This window comes from Pseudomonas sp. GW822-FHT01E03 (assembly GCF_058802985.1).
This window is the reverse complement of record NZ_JBXAOQ010000003.1, coordinates 183,121-202,202: the sequence shown is the minus strand read 5'-3', so window position 1 is coordinate 202,202 and position 19,082 is coordinate 183,121. Positions and strand designations below refer to the sequence as shown.

The 19,082-nt window shown below is 60.1% G+C and carries 21 protein-coding genes and 1 tRNA gene; 10 read left to right on the top strand and 12 right to left on the bottom strand.

Going from position 1 to position 19,082, the window contains the following annotated elements:
• Positions 1 to 377: 377 nt before the first annotated feature.
• Complete coding sequence (locus AC1RP7_RS07050; RefSeq protein ID WP_340312484.1) at positions 378 to 818, bottom strand: hypothetical protein; 441 nt, start codon at positions 816 to 818, stop codon at positions 378 to 380.
• Between AC1RP7_RS07050 and trmL the strand changes: the two genes are divergently transcribed.
• A complete protein-coding gene (gene trmL / locus AC1RP7_RS07045) occupies positions 817 to 1,272 on the top strand; it encodes a tRNA (uridine(34)/cytosine(34)/5-carboxymethylaminomethyluridine(34)-2'-O)-methyltransferase TrmL (RefSeq protein ID WP_090452600.1) in 456 nt (151 codons plus the stop codon). The genes AC1RP7_RS07050 and trmL overlap by 2 nt on opposite strands.
• A gap of 116 nt (positions 1,273 to 1,388) precedes the next feature.
• On the opposite strand, the gene secB is transcribed toward trmL, so the two are convergent.
• The 3 genes from secB to AC1RP7_RS07030 are packed head-to-tail and all read right to left on the bottom strand — an operon-like array spanning position 1,389 to position 2,600.
• Entirely contained in the window at positions 1,389 to 1,874 is a 486-nt protein-coding gene (gene secB, locus AC1RP7_RS07040; protein ID WP_057397192.1) for a protein-export chaperone SecB, read from the bottom strand.
• A gap of 56 nt (positions 1,875 to 1,930) precedes the next feature.
• Complete coding sequence (gene grxC, locus AC1RP7_RS07035; protein WP_008047737.1) at positions 1,931 to 2,185, bottom strand: glutaredoxin 3; 255 nt, start codon at positions 2,183 to 2,185, stop codon at positions 1,931 to 1,933.
• A 1-nt stretch (position 2,186) separates the two neighbouring features.
• The gene (locus tag AC1RP7_RS07030) at positions 2,187 to 2,600 is read right to left on the bottom strand and encodes a rhodanese-like domain-containing protein (protein ID WP_008047735.1); all 414 of its coding nucleotides are present in this window, start codon (positions 2,598 to 2,600) and stop codon (positions 2,187 to 2,189) included.
• A gap of 153 nt (positions 2,601 to 2,753) precedes the next feature.
• Here AC1RP7_RS07030 and gpmI point away from each other — a divergent pair, with 153 nt between their 5' ends.
• From gpmI to AC1RP7_RS07010, 4 genes are all read left to right on the top strand, one after another.
• A complete protein-coding gene (gpmI, locus tag AC1RP7_RS07025; protein ID WP_349734715.1) occupies positions 2,754 to 4,283 on the top strand; it encodes a 2,3-bisphosphoglycerate-independent phosphoglycerate mutase in 1,530 nt (509 codons plus the stop codon).
• Between the two features lie 253 nt (positions 4,284 to 4,536).
• Positions 4,537 to 5,832 (top strand): murein hydrolase activator EnvC family protein, encoded by a 1,296-nt coding sequence (locus AC1RP7_RS07020; RefSeq protein ID WP_057712408.1) that lies wholly within the window; start codon positions 4,537 to 4,539, stop codon positions 5,830 to 5,832.
• Between the two features lie 34 nt (positions 5,833 to 5,866).
• On the top strand, positions 5,867 to 7,186 hold the full coding sequence (locus AC1RP7_RS07015) for a S41 family peptidase (protein ID WP_057712409.1): 1,320 nt from the start codon (positions 5,867 to 5,869) through the stop codon (positions 7,184 to 7,186).
• 1 nt (position 7,187) lies between these two features.
• Positions 7,188 to 7,964: a divergent polysaccharide deacetylase family protein gene (locus AC1RP7_RS07010; protein ID WP_493181515.1), complete on the top strand. Its 777-nt coding sequence runs from the start codon at positions 7,188 to 7,190 to the stop codon at positions 7,962 to 7,964.
• Positions 7,965 to 8,112: 148 nt separating this feature from the next.
• Here AC1RP7_RS07010 and AC1RP7_RS07005 read toward each other — a convergent pair whose 3' ends face one another.
• The 7 genes from AC1RP7_RS07005 to AC1RP7_RS06975 form a co-directional block, all read right to left on the bottom strand.
• Positions 8,113 to 8,868 carry a substrate-binding periplasmic protein gene (locus AC1RP7_RS07005; protein ID WP_090452595.1) on the bottom strand — a complete coding sequence of 252 codons (756 nt, stop codon included), beginning with the start codon at positions 8,866 to 8,868 and terminating at the stop codon, positions 8,113 to 8,115.
• A 78-nt stretch (positions 8,869 to 8,946) separates the two neighbouring features.
• Positions 8,947 to 9,717, bottom strand: a complete 771-nt coding sequence (gene hisF / locus AC1RP7_RS07000) for an imidazole glycerol phosphate synthase subunit HisF (protein WP_007972752.1) — start codon at positions 9,715 to 9,717, stop codon at positions 8,947 to 8,949.
• 9 nt (positions 9,718 to 9,726) lie between these two features.
• Positions 9,727 to 10,464 (bottom strand): 1-(5-phosphoribosyl)-5-[(5-phosphoribosylamino)methylideneamino]imidazole-4-carboxamide isomerase, encoded by a 738-nt coding sequence (gene hisA / locus AC1RP7_RS06995; RefSeq protein WP_027617356.1) that lies wholly within the window; start codon positions 10,462 to 10,464, stop codon positions 9,727 to 9,729.
• A gap of 42 nt (positions 10,465 to 10,506) precedes the next feature.
• Entirely contained in the window at positions 10,507 to 10,764 is a 258-nt protein-coding gene (locus AC1RP7_RS06990) for a DUF2164 domain-containing protein (RefSeq protein ID WP_150812003.1), read from the bottom strand.
• A complete protein-coding gene (gene hisH, locus AC1RP7_RS06985) occupies positions 10,765 to 11,403 on the bottom strand; it encodes an imidazole glycerol phosphate synthase subunit HisH (RefSeq protein ID WP_057712412.1) in 639 nt (212 codons plus the stop codon).
• Positions 11,403 to 11,996, bottom strand: a complete 594-nt coding sequence (hisB, locus tag AC1RP7_RS06980; protein ID WP_003218037.1) for an imidazoleglycerol-phosphate dehydratase HisB — start codon at positions 11,994 to 11,996, stop codon at positions 11,403 to 11,405. Before hisB ends, hisH begins: the two co-directional genes overlap by 1 nt.
• A 266-nt stretch (positions 11,997 to 12,262) precedes the next feature.
• On the bottom strand, positions 12,263 to 13,927 hold the full coding sequence (locus tag AC1RP7_RS06975; RefSeq protein WP_154861220.1) for an OFA family MFS transporter: 1,665 nt from the start codon (positions 13,925 to 13,927) through the stop codon (positions 12,263 to 12,265).
• A 229-nt stretch (positions 13,928 to 14,156) separates the two neighbouring features.
• Between AC1RP7_RS06975 and AC1RP7_RS06970 the strand changes: the two genes are divergently transcribed.
• The 5 genes from AC1RP7_RS06970 (at position 14,157) to AC1RP7_RS06950 (ending at position 18,383) form a co-directional block, all read left to right on the top strand.
• Entirely contained in the window at positions 14,157 to 14,561 is a 405-nt protein-coding gene (locus tag AC1RP7_RS06970) for an acetyl-CoA sensor PanZ family protein (RefSeq protein ID WP_057712414.1), read from the top strand.
• A 78-nt stretch (positions 14,562 to 14,639) separates the two neighbouring features.
• A complete protein-coding gene (locus AC1RP7_RS06965) occupies positions 14,640 to 16,871 on the top strand; it encodes an AsmA family protein (RefSeq protein ID WP_493181514.1) in 2,232 nt (743 codons plus the stop codon).
• Positions 16,868 to 17,935 (top strand): A/G-specific adenine glycosylase, encoded by a 1,068-nt coding sequence (gene mutY / locus AC1RP7_RS06960; protein WP_150812006.1) that lies wholly within the window; start codon positions 16,868 to 16,870, stop codon positions 17,933 to 17,935. The genes AC1RP7_RS06965 and mutY overlap by 4 nt, the downstream gene beginning before the upstream one ends.
• The gene (locus AC1RP7_RS06955) at positions 17,932 to 18,204 is read left to right on the top strand and encodes an oxidative damage protection protein (RefSeq protein WP_057397205.1); all 273 of its coding nucleotides are present in this window, start codon (positions 17,932 to 17,934) and stop codon (positions 18,202 to 18,204) included. The genes mutY and AC1RP7_RS06955 overlap by 4 nt, the downstream gene beginning before the upstream one ends.
• Before the next feature lie 103 nt (positions 18,205 to 18,307).
• Positions 18,308 to 18,383: transfer RNA gene (locus AC1RP7_RS06950), tRNA-Phe, on the top strand.
• Positions 18,384 to 18,522: 139 nt separating this feature from the next.
• Here the strand turns inward: AC1RP7_RS06950 and AC1RP7_RS06945 are convergent.
• The gene (locus AC1RP7_RS06945) at positions 18,523 to 18,972 is read right to left on the bottom strand and encodes a carboxypeptidase regulatory-like domain-containing protein (RefSeq protein WP_493181513.1); all 450 of its coding nucleotides are present in this window, start codon (positions 18,970 to 18,972) and stop codon (positions 18,523 to 18,525) included.
• Between the last annotated feature and the right edge of the window lie 110 nt (positions 18,973 to 19,082).

Sequence of the window (19,082 nt, the reverse complement as noted above, 5' to 3'; positions counted from 1 at the left end):
CACAACCACTGCCCTGAAACCCCGCCATAAAACTCGATACTACCCGCCACCCAAAAACACAAAAGCCCCAGATTTCGGGGCTTTCAGCGCTTCAAAGCGTTTTTTTGTTCCAAGCTGTTAAAACCTGGCATGCCCCCTGCAATAACCCTTTCAAGTGAATCAGTTCACCTACCCGGTTTCGGGGACCTTGGTACAGGCAGGCCGGGGATTCCCCTCTTTACATCGGGCTCACACCGCACCCGCGACGAGCCCAGCCGTTTTGGGGCCCTTGATACAGGCAGGTCAGGGGTTCCTTCTTTACACCAGGCTCACACCGCACTCGCGACGAGCCTCCCGTTTCGGGAACCTTGGTACAGGCAGGCCGGGGATTCCCTCTTTTATTGCTCCCGGAGATGGATCTCCAGCCGCCAGCGGTGATCAACCTCGCTACCGACCCATTCGCCCCGCAGGGGCCGGGCCGCTACCAGTGTCAGCAACAACCCCCCATCGCTCAAACGTACCCGCCAGTTCACGTCCTTGCCGCCGAGCTTGAGCTGACCTTTCTGCGCCTTGCCCTCGGCGCCAAACAGCAGCGCGACACTGCCGTCCACAATTTCGCCGTGGGTCTTGGGTTCATTGTTGAACCACACCACCAGCCCGTCGTTCGTCACTTCCACCTGCTGCAACTGACTGGGGTCTGGCGTGGTCAGGCGACCGATCATCATCCCGACCATCACCCCGACAATCGCCAGCGAGCCCATTACCCGCAGGAATAGTTTCGAACGCACGCCTTCTGGCGGCGTAGAATGCGCGTCATCTTTGCCTTCGGAGCCGTGCATGTTTCACGTCATCCTTTTCCAACCAGAAATTCCGCCGAATACCGGCAACGTTATCAGGCTGTGCGCCAACAGTGGCTGCCACCTGCATTTGATCGAACCGCTGGGCTTCGAGATGGACGACAAGCGCCTGCGCCGGGCCGGCCTCGATTACCACGAGTATGCCACCCTGCAACGCCACGCGGACCTTGCCAGCTGCCTGGAGAGCCTCGGCCATCCACGACTGTTCGCCTTCACCACCAAGGGTTCGCGGCCGTTCCACGATGCCAGCTTCGCCCCGGGCGATGCATTCCTGTTCGGCCCGGAAAGCCGTGGCTTGCCCGCCGAAGTGCTGGATGCCCTGCCCGGCGAGCAACGCCTGCGCCTGCCGATGCGCGAGGGCTGCCGCAGCCTGAATCTGTCCAATACCGTGGCGGTGGCCGTTTACGAAGCCTGGCGTCAGAACGACTTCAAGTAACCCCCAAAAAAATGTGGGAGCGAGCTTGCTCGCGATGGCGGTGCATCAGTCAACATTGATGTTGAAGCTGGTGACCTCATCGCGAGCAAGCTCGCTCCCACAGTATTGAAACGCTTTTACTGAACGGTCGGAGTCTCGCCAGCAGCCTGCATGCGTTGCAGCTCTTGCGCATACAGCGCATCGAAGTTCACCGGAGCCAGCATCAGTGCCGGGAACGAACCGCGGGTCACCAGGCTATCCAGGGTTTCGCGAGCGTACGGGAACAGGATGTTCGGGCAGAACGCACCCAGGGTGTGGCTCATCGAAGCGTCATCCAGGTTCTTGATCAGGAAGATCCCGGCCTGTTGCACTTCAGCGATGAACGCCACTTCGTCACCGTTTTTCACGGTAACCGACAGGGTCAGCACGACTTCGTGGAAGTCGGCTTCCAGCGTCTTCTGACGGGTGTTCAGATCCAGAGCGACGCTCGGCTCCCACTGCTGGCGGAAGATCGCCGGGCTTTTCGGAGCTTCGAAGGACAGGTCACGCACATAAATGCGCTGCAAGGAGAATTGCGGTGCAGTTTCTTCTTCGTTCGCAGCAGTGTTCTGTTGGTCAGTCATCGCAGATCCTTCTTGATCCAGGGTTCTTTTAGGTTTGCTTGTTTGGGGTATTGCCGTCAGGCCCTGAGCAGCGCGTCGAGCTTGCCGGCACGCTCCAGGGCGAACAGATCATCACAACCGCCCACGTGGGTGCTGCCGATCCAGATTTGCGGCACGGACGTACGCCCGGCCTTCTGGGCCATCGCAGCGCGCACCTGCGGCTTGCCATCGACCTTGATCTCTTCGAAGGCCACACCTTTGTTCTCGAGCAGATACTTGGCTCGCGAGCAGTAAGGGCAGTAATCGCTGGAATAGACGACGACGCTACTCATATCACTTCACCAGCGGCAGATTGTCGGCTTTCCAGCTGGAGATACCGCCGGACAGCTTGGCGGCGGTGAAGCCGGATTTCATCAATTCGCGGGCGTGGGTGCCGGCGGTCTGGCCCATGGCGTCGACCAGGATGATGGTCTTGGCCTTGTGCTTTTCCAGCTCACCTACACGTGCGGTCAGTTTGTCCTGAGGGATGTTCAGCGCGCCGACAATGTGACCGGCGGCGAAATCCTTGGTCGGACGAATGTCGATCACTACACCTGCGTCCTTGTTGACCAGCCCGGTCAGTTCGCCGGTGCTCAGGCTACGGCCGCCGCCCTGCATTTGATAGGCAATCAGCAACGCCAGCAGTACGACGAAAATACCGACGAGAATGTAGTGGTTAGTGGCAAATTGAATCAGGTTAGCAACCATCGAAGGAGGTTCCAGGGCGTTAAAATGTCGGCCAGTATACACAGCCACTATGGTGGGCCAAACCCCGTCCGGCGGTGACGCGGCCGGAACTTCGCTTTAAACTGCCACTCCCTTTTCCATTGCTCCTTTTTATCTCAGCCACGAGTGGATTCCATGACTACCACGCCTAAACCTTTGGTCCTGATGATTCTCGACGGCTTCGGTCACAGTGACAGCCCTGAATCCAACGCTATCTTCGCCGCGAAGAAGCCCGTACTGGACCGCCTGTGGGCCACCGTGCCGAACGGCCTGATCTCGGGCAGCGGCATGGACGTCGGCCTGCCGGACGGCCAGATGGGCAACTCCGAAGTCGGCCACATGAACCTGGGCGCCGGTCGCGTGGTGTATCAGGACTTCACTCGCGTCACCAAATCGATCCGCGACGGCGAGTTCTTCGAGAATCCGACCATCTGCGCTGCCGTGGACAAAGCGGTCGCCGCCGGCAAAGCCGTGCACTTCATGGGCCTGCTGTCCGATGGCGGCGTACACAGCCACCAGGATCACCTGGTTGCCATGGCCGAACTGGCCTTCAAGCGCGGCGCTCAAAACATCTACCTGCACGCTTTCCTCGATGGCCGCGATACTCCGCCGAAAAGCGCGCAGTCGTCGATCGAACTGCTCGACGCGACCTTCCAGGCCCTGGGCAAAGGCCGGATCGCCAGCATCATCGGCCGCTACTACGCCATGGACCGCGACAACCGTTGGGACCGCGTGTCCCAGGCCTACAACCTGATTGTCGATGGCCAGGGCGAATTCAACGCCGCCACCGCCCAGGAAGGCCTGCAGGCGGCATACGAACGTGGCGAGAGCGACGAATTCGTCAAGGCCACCTCCATCGGTGAGCCGGTAAAAGTCGAAGACGGTGATGCCGTGGTGTTCATGAACTTCCGCGCCGACCGTGCCCGCGAGCTGACCCGCGTGTTCGTCGAAGACAACTTCAGTGAGTTCGAGCGCGCCCGCCAGCCGAAACTGGCCGGTTTCGTCATGCTGACCCAATACGCCGCCAGCATTCCTGCGCCGTCGGCTTTCGCGGCCGGCAGCCTGGAAAACGTACTGGGCGATTACCTGGCGAAAAACGGCAAGACCCAACTGCGCATCGCCGAAACCGAAAAATATGCCCACGTGACCTTCTTCTTCTCCGGCGGCCGCGAAGAACCGTTCCCGGGCGAAGAACGCATCCTGATTCCGTCGCCGAAAGTCGCCACCTATGACTTGCAGCCGGAAATGAGTGCACCGGAAGTCACCGACCGCATCGTCGACGCCATCGAAAACCAGCGTTACGACGTGATCGTGGTCAACTACGCCAACGGCGACATGGTTGGCCACAGCGGCGTGTTCGAAGCGGCGGTCAAGGCCGTTGAATGCCTGGACCTGTGTGTGGGACGCATCGTCGATGCCCTGGAAAAAGTCGGCGGCGAAGCCTTGATCACCGCTGACCATGGCAACGTCGAGCAAATGTCCGATGAAACCACCGGCCAGGCGCACACTGCGCACACCACCGAGCCGGTACCGTTCATCTATGTCGGCAAGCGCGACCTGAAGGTGCGCGAAGGCGGCGTGCTGGCGGACGTGGCGCCGACCATGCTGAAGTTGCTGGGCCTTGAGCAGCCCAAGGAAATGACCGGGACTTCGATTCTGGTGTAACCGGGATATCCCGAACACTGAAAAACCCTGTGGGAGCGAGCTTGCTCGCGATAGCAATCTGACAGCCAACATCTATGTTGAATGATCGGACGCCATCGCGAGCAAGCTCGCTCCCACAATGGTTTATGGAGTTTTCGAAATGGAATTCAGTCTGTCGCTCGCTCCAGTCATCACACAGTCAGAAATGGGCATTTTTTTTGCTGCCCATGGCGGGCATACTAGGCCGTCCCTTTCCCTGGTGCCGCCCGCCCCTATGCTTCGCGTCCTGATAGCCCTAGCTCTGACATGCCTGCTCCAACCGGCCTTTGCTGACGAGCGCGCAGATACCCAACAACAGTTGGACGCCACGCGTCAGGACATTGCCGAGCTGAAGAAGCTGCTGGGCAAGCTGCAGGAAGAAAAGTCCGGTGTGCAGAAAGAGCTCAAGGGCACCGAAACCGAAATGGGCAAGCTCGAGAAGCAGGTCGAAGCCCTGCAAAAAGAGCTGAAGAAAAGCGAAGCCGAGCTGCAGCGACTCGATGCAGAGAAAAAAAAACTCCAGAGCGCGCGCATTGAACAGCAACGACTGATCGCCATTCAGGCCCGGGCGGCCTACCAGAACGGTCGCCAGGAATACCTCAAGCTGCTGCTCAACCAGCAGAATCCTGAAAGATTTGCCCGTACCCTCACCTATTACGATTACCTGAGCCAGGCTCGCCTGGAGCAGTTGAAGAATTTCAACGAAACCCTGCGCCAACTGTCCAATGTCGAGAAAGACATCGCCATGCAGCAGGCGCAACTGCTGGTGCAGCAAAGCAGCCTCGACACCCAGCGTGATGAGCTCGAGAAAGTCCGCAAGGAGCGCCAGCAAGTCCTGGCCAAGCTCAATGACGACGTAAAGGCCCGCGATCAGAAACTGGCGGCGCGCGAGCAGGATCAGGCAGACCTGTCTAAAGTCCTTAAAACCATTGAAGAAACTCTGGCACGCCAGGCCCGTGAGGCAGAAGAAGCGCGACAAAAAGCGCTGATTGCCCAGCAGGAAGCCGAAAAAAAGCGTTTACGTGAGGCCCAGGCGCAGGCAGATGCCAGCGACGATGCCCCACGCAAACCGGTCAGATCGACACCTGGCGCACTGGTTTCCAGTTCCGGCGAAACCTTTGGCGGTCCGTTTGCGTCAACCCGCGGCAAACTTCCCTGGCCTGTCGATGGTCGACTGCTGGCGCGCTACGGTGAAAGCCGAGGCGACGATGCCCGGACCAAGTGGGATGGCGTGATGATCGGCGCGTCTGCCGGCAGTGCGGTGCGTGCCGTACACGGTGGTCGCGTGGTGTTCGCCGACTGGTTGCGCGGCGCCGGGCTGCTGGTGATCCTCGACCACGGCAATGGTTATTTGAGTCTGTACGGTCACAACCAGACGCTGCTCAAGTCTGCCGGTGACGTTGTAAAAGCCGGTGAGCCTATTTCCACTGTCGGTAGCAGTGGCGGGCAGGACACACCAGCGCTGTATTTCGCAATTCGTCAGCAGGGTCACCCGAGTGACCCTGCGCAATGGTGCCACGCGCAAGGATAGGCGTAGAGTCACCTACATTAGGAGTTCGTTCGACATGCTGCATTTGTCCCGCCTTACCTCGCTGGCCCTGACGATCGCCCTGGTGATCGGCGCGCCTCTGGCGTTTGCCGCTCAACCAGCGCCGGTGGTTGCGCCTGCGGGCACAGCCGCGACCACCAAGGCGCCGCTGCCGCTGGATGAGTTGCGCACCTTTGCCGAGGTGATGGACCGGATCAAGGCCGCTTATGTCGAACCGGTGGACGACAAGACCCTGCTGGAGAACGCCATCAAGGGCATGCTCAGCAACCTCGATCCGCATTCCGCCTACCTGGGCCCTGAAGATTTCGCCGAGCTGCAGGAAAGCACCAGCGGTGAGTTCGGCGGGCTGGGCATTGAAGTCGGCGCTGAAGACGGCTTCATCAAGGTGGTGTCGCCGATTGACGACACTCCGGCCTCCAAGGCCGGTATTCAGGCCGGCGACTTCATCGTCAAGATCGACGGCCAGCCGACTCGCGGCCAGAGCATGACCGAAGCCGTGGACAAGATGCGCGGCAAGATCGGCCAGAAAATCACCCTGACTCTGGTGCGCGATGGCGGCACGCCGTTCGACGTGACCCTGACCCGCGCCGTCATCCAGGTCAAGAGCGTGAAGAGCCAGTTGCTGGAATCGGGCTACGGCTACATCCGCATCACCCAGTTCCAGGTCAAGACCGGTGAAGAGGTTTCCAAAGCCCTGGCCAAGCTGCGCAAAGACAACGGCAAGAAGCTCAAGGGCATCATTCTCGACCTGCGCAACAACCCGGGCGGGGTGTTGCAGGCGGCGGTGGAAGTGGTCGACCACTTCATCACCAAGGGCCTGATCGTTTACACCAAGGGCCGTATCGCCAACTCCGAGCTGCGTTTCTCTGCCACCGGCAAGGACGAAAGCGAAGCCGTGCCAATGGTCGTGTTGATCAACGGCGGCAGCGCCTCGGCTTCGGAAATTGTCGCCGGCGCCCTGCAGGACCAGAAACGCGCCGTGCTGATGGGCACCACCAGTTTCGGCAAGGGCTCGGTGCAAACCGTGCTGCCGCTGAACAATGAACGCGCATTGAAGATCACCACAGCGTTGTATTACACGCCGAACGGCCGCTCCATCCAGGCCCAGGGCATCGTCCCGGACATCGAAGTGCGCAAGGCCAAGATCACCAGCGAGCAGGACAGCGATTACTTCAAGGAAGCGGACTTGCAGGGTCACCTGGGCAACGGCAACGGCGGTGTCGACAAACCGACCGGTTCCAGCGGCAAAGCCAAGCCGATGCCGCAGGACGATGATTACCAACTGGCCCAGGCCCTGAGCCTGCTCAAAGGGCTGAGCATCACGTCCGGCCGTTGAGATGTTTCTGCGGTTACTGATCGGTCTGCTGTGTTGTCTGGCGGGTGTTGTTCATGCAGAACCCGCCGGATCGACGTCCCACAAAGCCTACCTGAGCCTGATCATCGATGACCTGGGGCAGAGCCTGCCCCGGGATCGCCGCGTGCTGGCCCTGCCCGGCCCGGTGACTGCGGCGATCATGCCCGATACACCCCACGCCACCGAATTCGCCCGCGAAGCCCATCGCGCCGGCAAGATCGTCATTCTGCACATGCCCATGGATCCGGCCACCGGACCGTTCGCCTGGCATCCCGAGCTGCCCGTCGATGAGCTGGAAAAACGCCTGAACGCCGCGTTCAAAATGGTCCCGTACACCAGCGGCATCAACAACCACATGGGCAGCCGCATGACCGCACAACCAACGGCCATGGCCTGGCTGATGGCGGCCTTGCAGCGACGGCACAAGTTCTTTGTCGACAGCCGCACCAGCGCGCAGACCGTAGCCGCTGCCCAAGCGCAGAAGATCGGTTTGGCGAGCGTTTCACGGGATGTATTTCTCGACGATGAGCGTACCGAAGCAGCGATTTTGACCCAGTTGCAGACCGCGATCAGCCTCGCGCACAAGCAGGGTTCGGCGGTGATGATCGGGCATCCGTATCCACAGACGCTGGCGGTACTGGAACGCGAACTGCCCAAGCTCAAGGCTCAGGGGATCGAGTGGATTGATATCCGGCAGATGATCAGTGTGCGCGGAAACCGGGCGACGGAGGCGCATGGCAAGGATGGGGTGTACCGCTGAGTCTGCGGCACCACAAAACTACCGTGGGAGCGAGCTTGCTCGCGATGGCGCCATCAAATTCAACATCTCTATCGACTGGCAGACCGTCATCGCGAGCAAGCTCGCTCCCACAGTGGTCCGGGCATGGCTAACAGGTTGGTATTGAATCCTACAGATACTGCGCCATTATCTCGTCCACCCGACCTTCCTTGCGCATCTGATCCAGCGCCGCCTGGAGCTTGGCAACCGTCTCGTCCGGCACGTCCTTGTTCAGTGCCAGGTACAGTTCGGCACTGTTGAAACGCAATACGGTTTTCAACCCGTTAACCCCTTCCTGGCGCGCCAGATAGCGCCCGGCCGGGTCACCAGTGGCCCACAGGTCGATCTGCCCGTTGACCAGTTTTTTCGCGTTGTCCTGGTCGCGCAGTACAACAATCGGATTGAGTCCCTGCTTGGCCAGCGTCTCGGCAATGGCGTCGCCCTTGTAGGCGCCGATCTTGTATTTGCGCGCGTCATTCAAGGTTTCGAGGGTGATCTTGCTGTCAGCCTTGGCCAGCATGATCCAGTCGTCCGGGCCAATCGGGCCGACCCATTTGAAGAGTTTTTCGCGATCGGGCAAGCGCGCCATGACGAATACGCCGTAACCGGGTTTTTCCAGGGTGAGTTTGTAGATTCGCTCCCAAGGGAAACGCAGCGTCAGGCTGTAGGTGATGTCGGCGCGCTTGAATATCTCGCGGACGATATCGGTGGCGATGCCATCGATGTTCTCGTCCTGAGCGAAGTTCTTGCCGTTCTTCGCCATGTTGTACGGCGGGAAGTTTTCCGTCAGCAACACCAGGTCGGTATCGGGACTGTCTTTAGCGTTTGCTCCATTGATCAACAACAGAGAGGCGCTGGCAAGGACGAGAAGAAAGCGTTTAAGCATGTCTGGCTACCGAAATCCATGGCGTACCCAAGAGTGCCTTGGGTACGCCATGGTGTCCACTGGCCTGTACCGGTTTGTTTAACGCATCACGATTCCGCGATGGGCCATATAGGCCTTGGCTTCCTGCACGGTGTATTCGCCGAAGTGGAAAATACTCGCCGCCAGTACCGCGCTGGCGTGGCCTTCGATAATGCCGTCGGCCAGGTGTTGCAGGTTACCGACACCGCCAGAGGCGATCACCGGAATGCCCAGTGCATCACTGATGGCGCGGGTGACGCCCAGGTCAAAGCCGTTTTTCATGCCGTCCTGGTCCATGCTGGTCAGCAGGATTTCGCCGGCGCCCAGGCCTTCCATTTTCTTCGCCCACTCAACGGCGTCGAGACCGGTTGGTTTGCGACCGCCATGGGTGAAGATTTCCCAGCGCGGGGTTTCGCCCGGTCCGGAAACCTTCTTCGCGTCGATAGCCACCACGATGCATTGCGAACCGAAATGCTGCGCGGCTTCGCCGACAAATTCCGGGTTGAACACTGCGGCGGTGTTTATCGAGACCTTGTCCGCGCCGGCATTGAGCAGGTTGCGGATGTCCTGCACGGTGCGCACGCCGCCGCCCACGGTCAGCGGGATGAACACCTGGCTGGCCATGCGCTCGACGGTGTGCAGCGTGGTGTCGCGGCCATCGACGCTGGCGGTGATGTCGAGAAAGGTAATCTCGTCGGCGCCCTGCTCGTCGTAGCGACGAGCAATTTCCACCGGGTCACCGGCGTCGCGGATGTTTTCGAATTTCACACCCTTGACCACCCGGCCGTTGTCCACGTCCAGGCAAGGGATGATGCGTTTGGCCAGCGCCATGATCAGTCCTCAGCCTTTGTACGAATCGCAGAAAGCTTGCGCTTCAGCGACATCGAGGGTGCCTTCGTAGATCGCACGGCCTGTGATCGCACCGATGATGCCTGGCGCCTTGGCGTCGAGCAGGGTCTTGATGTCACCCAGGTTGTGGATGCCGCCGGAAGCGATCACCGGGATCTTTGTTGCAGCAGCCAGTGCCGCGGTGAACGGTACGTTGCAGCCCTGCATCATGCCGTCTTTGGCGATGTCGGTATAAACGATCGAAGACACGCCGTCGGCTTCGAACTGCTTGGCCAGGTCGATCACCTGGATGGTGCTGATTTCAGCCCAGCCGTCAGTGGCGACAAAACCGTCTTTGGCATCCAGACCCACGATGATTTTGCCCGGGAACGCGCGGCAGGCTTCTGCAACAAAGGCCGGATCTTTCACGGCCTTGGTGCCAATGATCACGTAGCTAACGCCCGCTTTCACGTAGTGCTCGATGGTTTCCAGGGAGCGGATACCGCCGCCGATCTGGATCGGCAGGTTCGGATAACGCTTGGCGATGGCAGTGACCACTTCGCCGTTGACCGGCTGGCCTTCGAAGGCGCCGTTCAGGTCGACCAGATGCAGACGACGGCAACCGCCCTCCACCCACTTGGCAGCCATGCTCACCGGGTCATCGGAGAACACTGTGGAATCTTCCATGCGGCCCTGGCGCAGACGAACACAGGCACCGTCTTTAAGATCGATAGCGGGAATAATCAGCATCTGGCAAACCTTCAAATTCGAATGTTCAGCTTGGCTCGGAAATCAGTTTTTCTCGAGCGCCCACAGGTCGCTTTCGATGCTTTCGAACCTCTCTTTGAGGTGCGCCTGCACATCGAAAATCGCCCTGTTGTAATAGTGCGGAGCAATTTCACGTGTAAACAGCTCAAGAATCTCCGCCGCCTCGAACGAGCCGAGGTCGAGTTCGAAGCGGTCTTCCATGAAACGCTTGATCTTGCTGGTGGCCTCGCTCTCCTGTTCGGGAGTGAGGGTCAGAATCGGCGGCTTCTTCTTGACGGCCATTTACCAGCGACCGTCCCACGCGGCGAAGTTCTGCAGCAACTGCAGGCCATGGGTATGGCTTTTCTCCGGGTGGAACTGCACGGCGAAACGCGAACCTTCGGCCAGCGCCGCGGCGAAATCGACACCGTAGTGACCGCCACCCACCACCTGCCGCGCGTTGGCGGCAGCGATGTAGTAGCTGTGCACGAAGTAGAACCGCGCCAGGTCCGGAATGTCGTGCCACAGCGGGTGACTGACCTTCTGCTTCACTTCGTTCCAGCCCATGTGCGGGACTTTCAGGTGTTCGCCGTCTTCATGCAGGTCTTTGCCGAAGAACTTGACCGCGCCCGGGAACAGGCCGATGCAGTCGACACCATCGTTCTCTTCGCTGGTGTCGAGCAAGGCTTGCATGCCCACGCAGATGCCAAGGAACGGCCGGTCCTGGCTGACTTCACGCACCAGCGAATCGAAGCCGAGGCGACGGATCTCCGCCATGCAATCGCGAATCGCGCCAACGCCGGGGAAAACCACCCGGTCGGCCTCGCGAATCACATTGGCATCACTGGTGATCAAAACCTTGCCGGCACCGACGTGCTCGAGGGCCTTGGCCACCGAGTGCAGGTTGCCCATGCCGTAATCGATAACCGCGACTGTCTGCATTACAGGACGCCCTTGGTCGATGGCATTTGCCCGGCCATGCGGTCATCGAGCTCGACGGCCATGCGCAGTGCGCGGCCGAAAGCCTTGAACACGGTTTCGATCTGGTGGTGGGTGTTGGTGCCACGCAGGTTGTCGATGTGCAGGCTGACCAATGCATGGTTGACGAAGCCCTGGAAGAATTCCTGGAACAGGTCAACGTCGAAGCCGCCGACGGTGGCGCGGGTGTACGGAACATGCATCTGCAGGCCTGGACGGCCGGAGAAGTCGATCACAACCCGCGACAGCGCTTCATCGAGCGGCACGTAGGCGTGGCCGTAGCGACGGATGCCTTTTTTGTCGCCGATGGCTTTGGCAAACGCCTGGCCGAGGGTGATACCGACGTCTTCCACCGTGTGGTGGTCATCGATATGCAGGTCGCCCTTGCTGACAATATCCAGGTCGATCAGCCCGTGACGGGCGATCTGGTCCAGCATGTGCTCAAGAAAAGGAACACCGATATCGAATCGGGCCTTTCCGGTGCCATCGAGGTTGATCGAGGCTTTGATCTGGGTTTCCAGAGTGTCGCGCTCGACAGACGCCTTACGTTCGGCCATCACCAGCTCCGCAAAATCATTGGGCGAAAAAGGCAGCCATTATAGGCGTGCGGGGCCGAAACAGAAACACGAGAGGTGATATCGCTGACGGAATGAATTCGGGGGTGCCGGCGATGTACATGTCCATACAAGCCATTTGGCACACCACAAAAAAATGTGGGAGCGAGCTTGCTCGCGATAGGGCCATCACATTCAACATTTTTGCTGACTGTCAGACCGCTATCGCGAGCAAGCTCGCTCCCACAGGTTTCGGGTTGAAACTGGTGTTAGTGAAACAGCACCGCCGTCTTCTGCAAGGTCACCCAAACACCCCACGCCAGCGGAATGCCCACCACCAGCCACGCCGCAACCGCCAGCGGCTTGGTGCCCGGCGCGGCTTTCCACTCCAGCACGGTGCTGCTGTCGGCGCCTTTGTCATGGCCCAACGCCTGTTCGGCGGCCAGTTCGGCGTCGGTCATGAAGTACTTGTCAGCCACCGGACGCACCAGCAGGTTGCACAGGAAACCCAGCACCAGCAGGCCGGCGAGGATGTACAGGGTGATGTCGTAAGCCGCCGCACGCTCGACGCCGATGCTCAGTTGATATTCACGCAGATAGTTCACCAGCACCGGACCGAGCACACCGGCAGCAGCCCACGCCGTCAGCAGACGACCGTGAATCGCACCGACCATTTGCGTACCGAACAGGTCCGCCAGATACGCCGGAACAGTCGCGAAGCCACCGCCATACATCGACAGGATGATGCAGAACGCCGCCACGAACAGCGCGATGCTGCCCAGGTGACCCAGGTTCGGAATCAGTCCGTACAGGGCAAAGCCCAGAGCGAAGAACACGAAGTAAGTGTTTTTGCGGCCCAGGTAATCCGAGAACGAAGCCCAGAAGAAGCGCCCGCCGATGTTGAACAGGCTGAGCAAACCGGTGAAGCCGGCAGCGATGGCGGCGATCGAAGCCAGTTGCGAAGCGTCGAGTTGGCCGAACGCCAGGTCATTGCCCAGCAACTTGCCAGCGAACACTTCCTGCAACAGTGGCGACGCCATGCCGAGGATGCCGATACCAGCCGATACGTTCAGGCACAGCACCAGCCACACCAGACGGAACTGCGGCGTCTTCCAGGCCACATTCACGTGAACATGACGATGAGTGATCATCGCGTTCGAGGCTTTTTTCGCCGGGGCCGTCCAGCCTTCTGGCTTCCAACCGGTTGGCGGAACGCGGTAGGACAGTGCGCCACCGATCATGAACACGAAGTAGATCGCGGCCATCACCAGGAAGCTCTGCCAGACGCCGACGCTGGTTGGCGAGGCGAAATGCCCCATCAGAGCCGCCGCCAGCGGGGCGCCGACCATTGCGCCGCCGCCGAAGCCCATGATCGCCATGCCGGTCGCCATTCCGCGCTTGTCCGGGAACCATTTGATCAGGGTCGACACCGGCGAAATGTAGCCCAGGCCCAGGCCGATACCGCCAATGACCCCGGAGCCGATCCACATCAGCCAGATCTGGTGGGTATACACCCCCAGCGCCGAAATCAGCAGGCCGCCACACCAGCACAGTGCCGATACGACACCGGCCTTGCGCGGTCCGGCATGCTCCAGCCAGCCACCCCAGATGGCGGCCGAGCAACCCAGGAAGATGAAGAACAGGGTGTAGATCCAGCCGAGCATCGAGATCGGCCAGTCACACTGGGACGAAAAGACTTGTGCGATAAAACTCATGTCCGGTGCGCAGGCCACTGGAGCGGAGATGCCCAGCGCCTTGGACAGCGGCAACCAGAACACCGAAAAACCGTAGGCCATGCCGATGCACAAGTGGATGGCCAACGCGGCCGGTGGCACCAGCCAACGGTTGAAACCGGGCTTGGCGATGATCCGCTCCTTGGACAGGAACGCAGGCTGGTCGGCGCTGAAGCCGTCCGCCGTGATGCTCGTGGTCATTGTGTATCCCCCAATTATTTGTATGGTTCGCCAGCCACAGCTCACTCCCGGCCTTTATGCACGCAGGCATGACCGTTTTTTGTAGAGCACCTTGTTGTGCGACAACAGGTCGCAGAAGGACGGACGAACGGGCAAAGGTTACCATTTGCAAGTGACAGAAAAACCAAACTGACATCACCTTTTGTACGTCATCTGATCTCTATCGCTTCATGACCTCACAGGAATCACCATGCCGATCATTGTCGAGCCGCTGAACCAAGCCACTGCCCAGGATCGACAGGATCTGCAGAAGATCTACTGCGACGCCCCGGACTGGCTGTTCGCCCCTTTTTCCGGGGCCGCGCAGTTGATCGAAGACTGTTTGCGCGACGGCACACTGATCGCCGGACGCTTCAACGATCGCCTGCTGGGCGCGGCCCGGTTGCAAAGGCACCAAGACGCCTGGCACTTGTCCCAAATATGTGTTCGAAAAATTACCCGTCGCCGTGGTGTTGCCGAGCGTCTGGTTGCCGAAGCCCAGAAAATGGCCGCGCAATCGGGCATGCCCCTGCGCCTGCTGGCGCCTGCCGGGCATCTGGAGGCTCAGGCGCTGGCCGCCAAGCTGAAACTGCCACTGGATGTGCTGCCGGCGTGATCACTGACCGGTCGTCTGTTCGGGGGCGCTATACTCCTCGGCTAAATTTTGAATTCGACTAATTACAAGGACTCGCCCATGAAAGCGTTCGGCAAAATCCTGGGTCTGGTACTTCTCGGGCTGTTGCTGATCATTGTGGCGCTGGGCTTTGCCCTGACCCACCTCTTCGATCCCAACGACTACAAAGACGAGATCCGCCAGATTGCCCGCGACAAGGCCCACATCGAGCTGACGCTCAATGGCGATATCGGCTGGAGCCTGTTCCCGTGGCTGGGCCTGGAACTGCACGACGCCAGTGTCGCGACCATGGTCAAACCGACCGAACCGTTTGCCGACTTGCAGATGCTAGGCCTGTCGGTACGCGTACTGCCGCTGCTGCGCCGTGAAGTGCAGATGAGCGACGTACGTGTCGAGGGCCTGAACCTGCGCCTGAACCGTGACAAGGACGGCCATGGCAATTGGGAAGACGTCGGCAAGCTGCCGGCACCGGCCAACACCGGCGCGACCAGCACCCCGCCAGCCGCTGGCGAACCGGCGCCCGAAGCCAGCGTCGCGGCGGAAAAACCGCCTCAGCCGATCCGCCTGGACATCGACAGCCTGACCGTGAACAACGCACGGGTTGAATACACCGACGAACGAACCGGCAAGAGCTTCAGCGCCGAAAGTATTCAGTTGAGCACCGGTGCGGTTCACGACTCCGTCAACATTCCGCTCAAGCTCACGGCTTTCCTGTCCGCCAACCAGCCGGCATTGCGGGTTCGAACCGAGCTCAATGGTGAGGTGCGTATCGCACGCGCGCTGCAGCGCTATCAGCTCGAAGACATGAAATTGTCCGGTGAAGTGACCGGCGACCCGCTGCAAGGCAAGACCATGACGTTCTCCGCCCAGGGCCAGCTGGTGCTGGACAAGGCCGCCAATGTCGCTGAGTGGACCGGCATCAAGATCTCCGCCAACCAGCTGCGGGCACTGGGTGAACTGAAAGTCAACGACCTCGACAAGACTCCACAAGTCAGTGGCGGCATCTCGATCGCCCAGTTCGACTTGGCGAAATTCGTCGATAGCATCGGCCAGAAACTCCCCGCCATGGCCGAAGGCAGCCTGAGCAAGGTCGAACTGGTCAGCCGTCTGGCAGCAACACCCACCAGCCTGGCGCTCGACAACATCAACCTGAAAGTCGACGACAGCATCTTCAGCGGCCGCATTGCCGTCGAAGATTTCGCCAAGCAATCGCTGCGCGCAGCACTCAAGGCCGACACCTTCAACGTCGACCGCTACCTGCCGCCGAAATCCGCCGAGGCCAGTAGCACCACGCAGGTACGCCAGGCCGAAGTCGCCAGCACCGAAGCCGATGCCATGGCCGGCGCCGGCAGTACTCCGTTGCCACCCGCGCCGACCAAGGACGCCTGGAGCAGCGACCGCCTGTTGCCCGTGGAACGCTTGAGCAAACTCGATGTGGACGCCGACCTGACCTTCGGCCAGTTGACCCTGCAAAAATTGCCGATTCATAACGCTGCGCTCAAGGCCATCGGTCAGGGCGGCCTGCTGACACTGGCCAACCTGCGCGGCGATCTGTACGAGGGCAACTTCGAAACCACCGGCACGCTCGATGTGCGCCAGCCAGTGCCGGCGCTGAAACTGCAGACGAAGATCAGCCGGGTACCGGCGGAAAAAATCCTCGAAAGCCAAGGCAAGAACCCGCCCGTCAAAGGCCTGGTCACGCTCAACAGCAGCCTGACCGGCAGCGGCAACAGCCAGAAAGCGTTGATCGATACCCTCAACGGCAATGCCAGTTTCGTCATCAACAATGGCGTGCTGCTCAACGCCAACCTTGAGCAACAGCTGTGCAAAGGCATCGCCACGCTCAACCGCAAAACCCTCAGCGGCGAGCCCCGGGGCAAGGACACACCGTTCCAGGAGCTCAAGGGCAACCTGACCTTGCGTAACGGCGTGGCCAGCAACCCGGACCTGAAAGTGCGCATCCCGGGCATGACCGTCAACGGTGACGGTGACATCGATCTGCGAGTGTTGGGCATGGACTACCGCGTCGGCATCATCGTCGAAGGCGATACCAGCGCCATGCCGGACCCTGCTTGCCAGGTGGGCGACAAGTTTGTCGGCATCGAGTGGCCGCTGCGCTGCCGCGGCCCGCTGGAGCTGGGCGCCAAGGCTTGCCGTTTGGATAACGACCGCATGGGCCAGGTCGCGGCCAAACAGGCTGGCGACAGGATCAGCGAAAAAATCGAGGAGAAATGGGGCGACAAAGTCGACCCGAAACTGAAAGACGCGCTCAAGGAAATGTTCAAGCGATGAGAGCCGAGCAGTTTTCAACGGCGGTGCTGGACTGGTTCGACCGCCACGGCCGTCACGATTTGCCCTGGCAGCAGGACATCAACCCGTATCGGGTGTGGGTCTCGGAAATCATGTTGCAGCAGACCCAGGTCAGCACCGTGCTGAACTACTTCGACCGCTTCATGGCCTCGTTGCCGACGGTCCAGGCGCTGGCGTCCGCGCCGGAAGACGAAGTGCTGCACCTGTGGACGGGCCTTGGTTACTACACCCGCGCGCGCAATTTGCAGAAGACCGCGAAGATCGTCGTCGAGCAGTACGGCGGCGAATTTCCCCGGGACGTGGAAAAACTCACTGATCTGCCGGGGATCGGCCTGTCCACCGCCGGCGCCATTGCCAGCATCAGCATGGGCCTGCGCGCGCCGATCCTCGACGGCAACGTCAAACGGGTGCTGGCGCGCTTTACCGCGCAAGAGGGCTACCCCGGCGAGCCAAAGGTCGCCAAACAGCTCTGGGCCAACGCTGAGCGCTTTACGCCGCAGACCCGCGTCAACGCCTACACCCAAGCGATGATGGACCTGGGGGCGACGCTCTGCACCCGCAGCAAACCGAGTTGCCTGCTGTGCCCGCTGGAAAAGGGCTGCGAGGCGCACATGCTCGGCCTGGAAACCCGCTACCCGATCCCCAAGCCGCGCAAAGCCATCCCGCAGAAGCGCACGCTGATGCCGATGCTCGCCAACGCCGAAGGCGCGATCCTGCTTTACCGTCGCCCGTCCACGGGCCTGTGGGGCGGTTTGTGGAGCCTGCCGGAACTCGACGACCTCGATGACCTGCCGCACCTGGCATCGCAGCACTCGCTGGAACTGGGCACACAACAGGCATTGCCAAGCCTGGTGCACACCTTCAGCCATTTTCAGTTATCCATCGAACCCTGGCTGGTTCAGGTCCAGGAGAGCGGCCATCACGTGGCCGAGGCTGACTGGCTCTGGTATAACCTCGCCACCCCGCCGCGCCTGGGCCTTGCCGCCCCGGTCAAAACCTTGCTCGAACGCGCGGCCGCCGTATTGAACGCAGGAGAGTCGTCATGACCCGCACCATCATGTGCCGCAAGTACAAAGAAGAATTGCCTGCCCTGGAGCGCGCACCGTTCCCGGGCGCCAAAGGCCAGGACATTTTTGACCACGTCTCGGCCAAGGCCTGGGCAGATTGGCAAAAGCACCAGACCCTGCTGATCAACGAAAAACGCCTGAACATGATGAACGCCGAAGATCGCAAATATCTTCAGGGCGAGATGGACAAGTACTTCTCCGGCGAGGATTACGCCAAGGCCGAAGGCTACGTGCCGCCGTCGGAATAACCCCGATTTATCGGGGGTCGGAACGTAAGCGACGGTAATAATTAAAATTTTTTTGAAAACTTGCTTGACGACCCCCTGAAAAACCCGTTTAATGCGCCCCGTTGCCCAGATAGCTCAGTCGGTAGAGCAGGGGATTGAAAATCCCCGTGTCGGCGGTTCGATTCCGTCTCTGGGCACCAAAATACCGAAAACCCTGAATCGCAAGATTCAGGGTTTTTTTATGCCTGCGGGAAAGTGAAGACACCCAAACCGCCTCCCCAAGAACCCTGAACTGCAAGATTCAGGGTTTGATTCCACGCCTTGATTTGCAGCCTCTCGCTAACTCGCATCATTCCAATGGAAAACCAGGTTACGGGCTGCACCACTGCCAACATCGGCAACGTCCTGCCGTGTTTCGCCGTTACGCGTCGCAATGACCGTATATCTACCGGCAGGCAGTTTCACGTAAACCAGCGGACCGGCGTCATTGAGCGTCAGTACGGTCTGCCCCGGGGCTTTCTGAATAACTACATTCACATCAGGAGTGTATTCATTTCCCGTCCCGACAGAGAACGTCATGTGCAGGTTGTAGCCAGTGGTCTGCTGGATGGCCTTGGACTCATCCTCGCCGATACCGCCGGACAGGTAGGTGATGCCGTTTTGCTCCTGGCTTTGCACCTGCACCCCCTGGCCGTCGATGGGCTCAAGGCTGGCGGCAGGTGTCATCGCTGGAAACATCAGCATGCCTGCAGCGGTGAGGGGCAACAGGAGTGTATGGAGGTATTTCATGATGACGACTCCCGGGTTCTGCGGAACCCAATCGTTACATCCTTTGGATTTCCAGTCGCAGGGAGGGGTTTTAGATTGATTTGGCCTGAGTACGAAACGTACTACGCCAT

Excerpts from the sequence above, each read along its gene's own strand:
- AC1RP7_RS06945 (WP_493181513.1), bottom strand. The coding sequence starts at position 18,972 with ATGAAATACCTCCATACACTCCTGTTGCCCCTCACCGCTGCAGGCATG.
- AC1RP7_RS06970 (WP_057712414.1), top strand. The coding sequence starts at position 14,157 with ATGCCGATCATTGTCGAGCCGCTGAACCAAGCCACTGCCCAGGATCGA.
- AC1RP7_RS06975 (WP_154861220.1), bottom strand. The coding sequence starts at position 13,927 with ATGACCACGAGCATCACGGCGGACGGCTTCAGCGCCGACCAGCCTGCG.
- AC1RP7_RS07050 (WP_340312484.1), bottom strand. The coding sequence starts at position 818 with ATGCACGGCTCCGAAGGCAAAGATGACGCGCATTCTACGCCGCCAGAA.
- hisB (WP_003218037.1), bottom strand. The coding sequence starts at position 11,996 with ATGGCCGAACGTAAGGCGTCTGTCGAGCGCGACACTCTGGAAACCCAG.
- AC1RP7_RS06955 (WP_057397205.1), top strand. The coding sequence starts at position 17,932 with ATGACCCGCACCATCATGTGCCGCAAGTACAAAGAAGAATTGCCTGCC.
- gpmI (WP_349734715.1), top strand. The coding sequence starts at position 2,754 with ATGACTACCACGCCTAAACCTTTGGTCCTGATGATTCTCGACGGCTTC.
- AC1RP7_RS07015 (WP_057712409.1), top strand. The coding sequence starts at position 5,867 with ATGCTGCATTTGTCCCGCCTTACCTCGCTGGCCCTGACGATCGCCCTG.
- hisH (WP_057712412.1), bottom strand. The coding sequence starts at position 11,403 with ATGCAGACAGTCGCGGTTATCGATTACGGCATGGGCAACCTGCACTCG.
- secB (WP_057397192.1), bottom strand. The coding sequence starts at position 1,874 with ATGACTGACCAACAGAACACTGCTGCGAACGAAGAAGAAACTGCACCG.
- AC1RP7_RS07020 (WP_057712408.1), top strand. The coding sequence starts at position 4,537 with ATGCTTCGCGTCCTGATAGCCCTAGCTCTGACATGCCTGCTCCAACCG.
- AC1RP7_RS07010 (WP_493181515.1), top strand. The coding sequence starts at position 7,188 with ATGTTTCTGCGGTTACTGATCGGTCTGCTGTGTTGTCTGGCGGGTGTT.
- trmL (WP_090452600.1), top strand. The coding sequence starts at position 817 with ATGTTTCACGTCATCCTTTTCCAACCAGAAATTCCGCCGAATACCGGC.
- hisA (WP_027617356.1), bottom strand. The coding sequence starts at position 10,464 with ATGCTGATTATTCCCGCTATCGATCTTAAAGACGGTGCCTGTGTTCGT.
- hisF (WP_007972752.1), bottom strand. The coding sequence starts at position 9,717 with ATGGCGCTGGCCAAACGCATCATCCCTTGCCTGGACGTGGACAACGGC.
- AC1RP7_RS06965 (WP_493181514.1), top strand. The coding sequence starts at position 14,640 with ATGAAAGCGTTCGGCAAAATCCTGGGTCTGGTACTTCTCGGGCTGTTG.
- mutY (WP_150812006.1), top strand. The coding sequence starts at position 16,868 with ATGAGAGCCGAGCAGTTTTCAACGGCGGTGCTGGACTGGTTCGACCGC.
- AC1RP7_RS06990 (WP_150812003.1), bottom strand. The coding sequence starts at position 10,764 with ATGGCCGTCAAGAAGAAGCCGCCGATTCTGACCCTCACTCCCGAACAG.
- grxC (WP_008047737.1), bottom strand. The coding sequence starts at position 2,185 with ATGAGTAGCGTCGTCGTCTATTCCAGCGATTACTGCCCTTACTGCTCG.
- AC1RP7_RS07005 (WP_090452595.1), bottom strand. The coding sequence starts at position 8,868 with ATGCTTAAACGCTTTCTTCTCGTCCTTGCCAGCGCCTCTCTGTTGTTG.
- AC1RP7_RS07030 (WP_008047735.1), bottom strand. The coding sequence starts at position 2,600 with ATGGTTGCTAACCTGATTCAATTTGCCACTAACCACTACATTCTCGTC.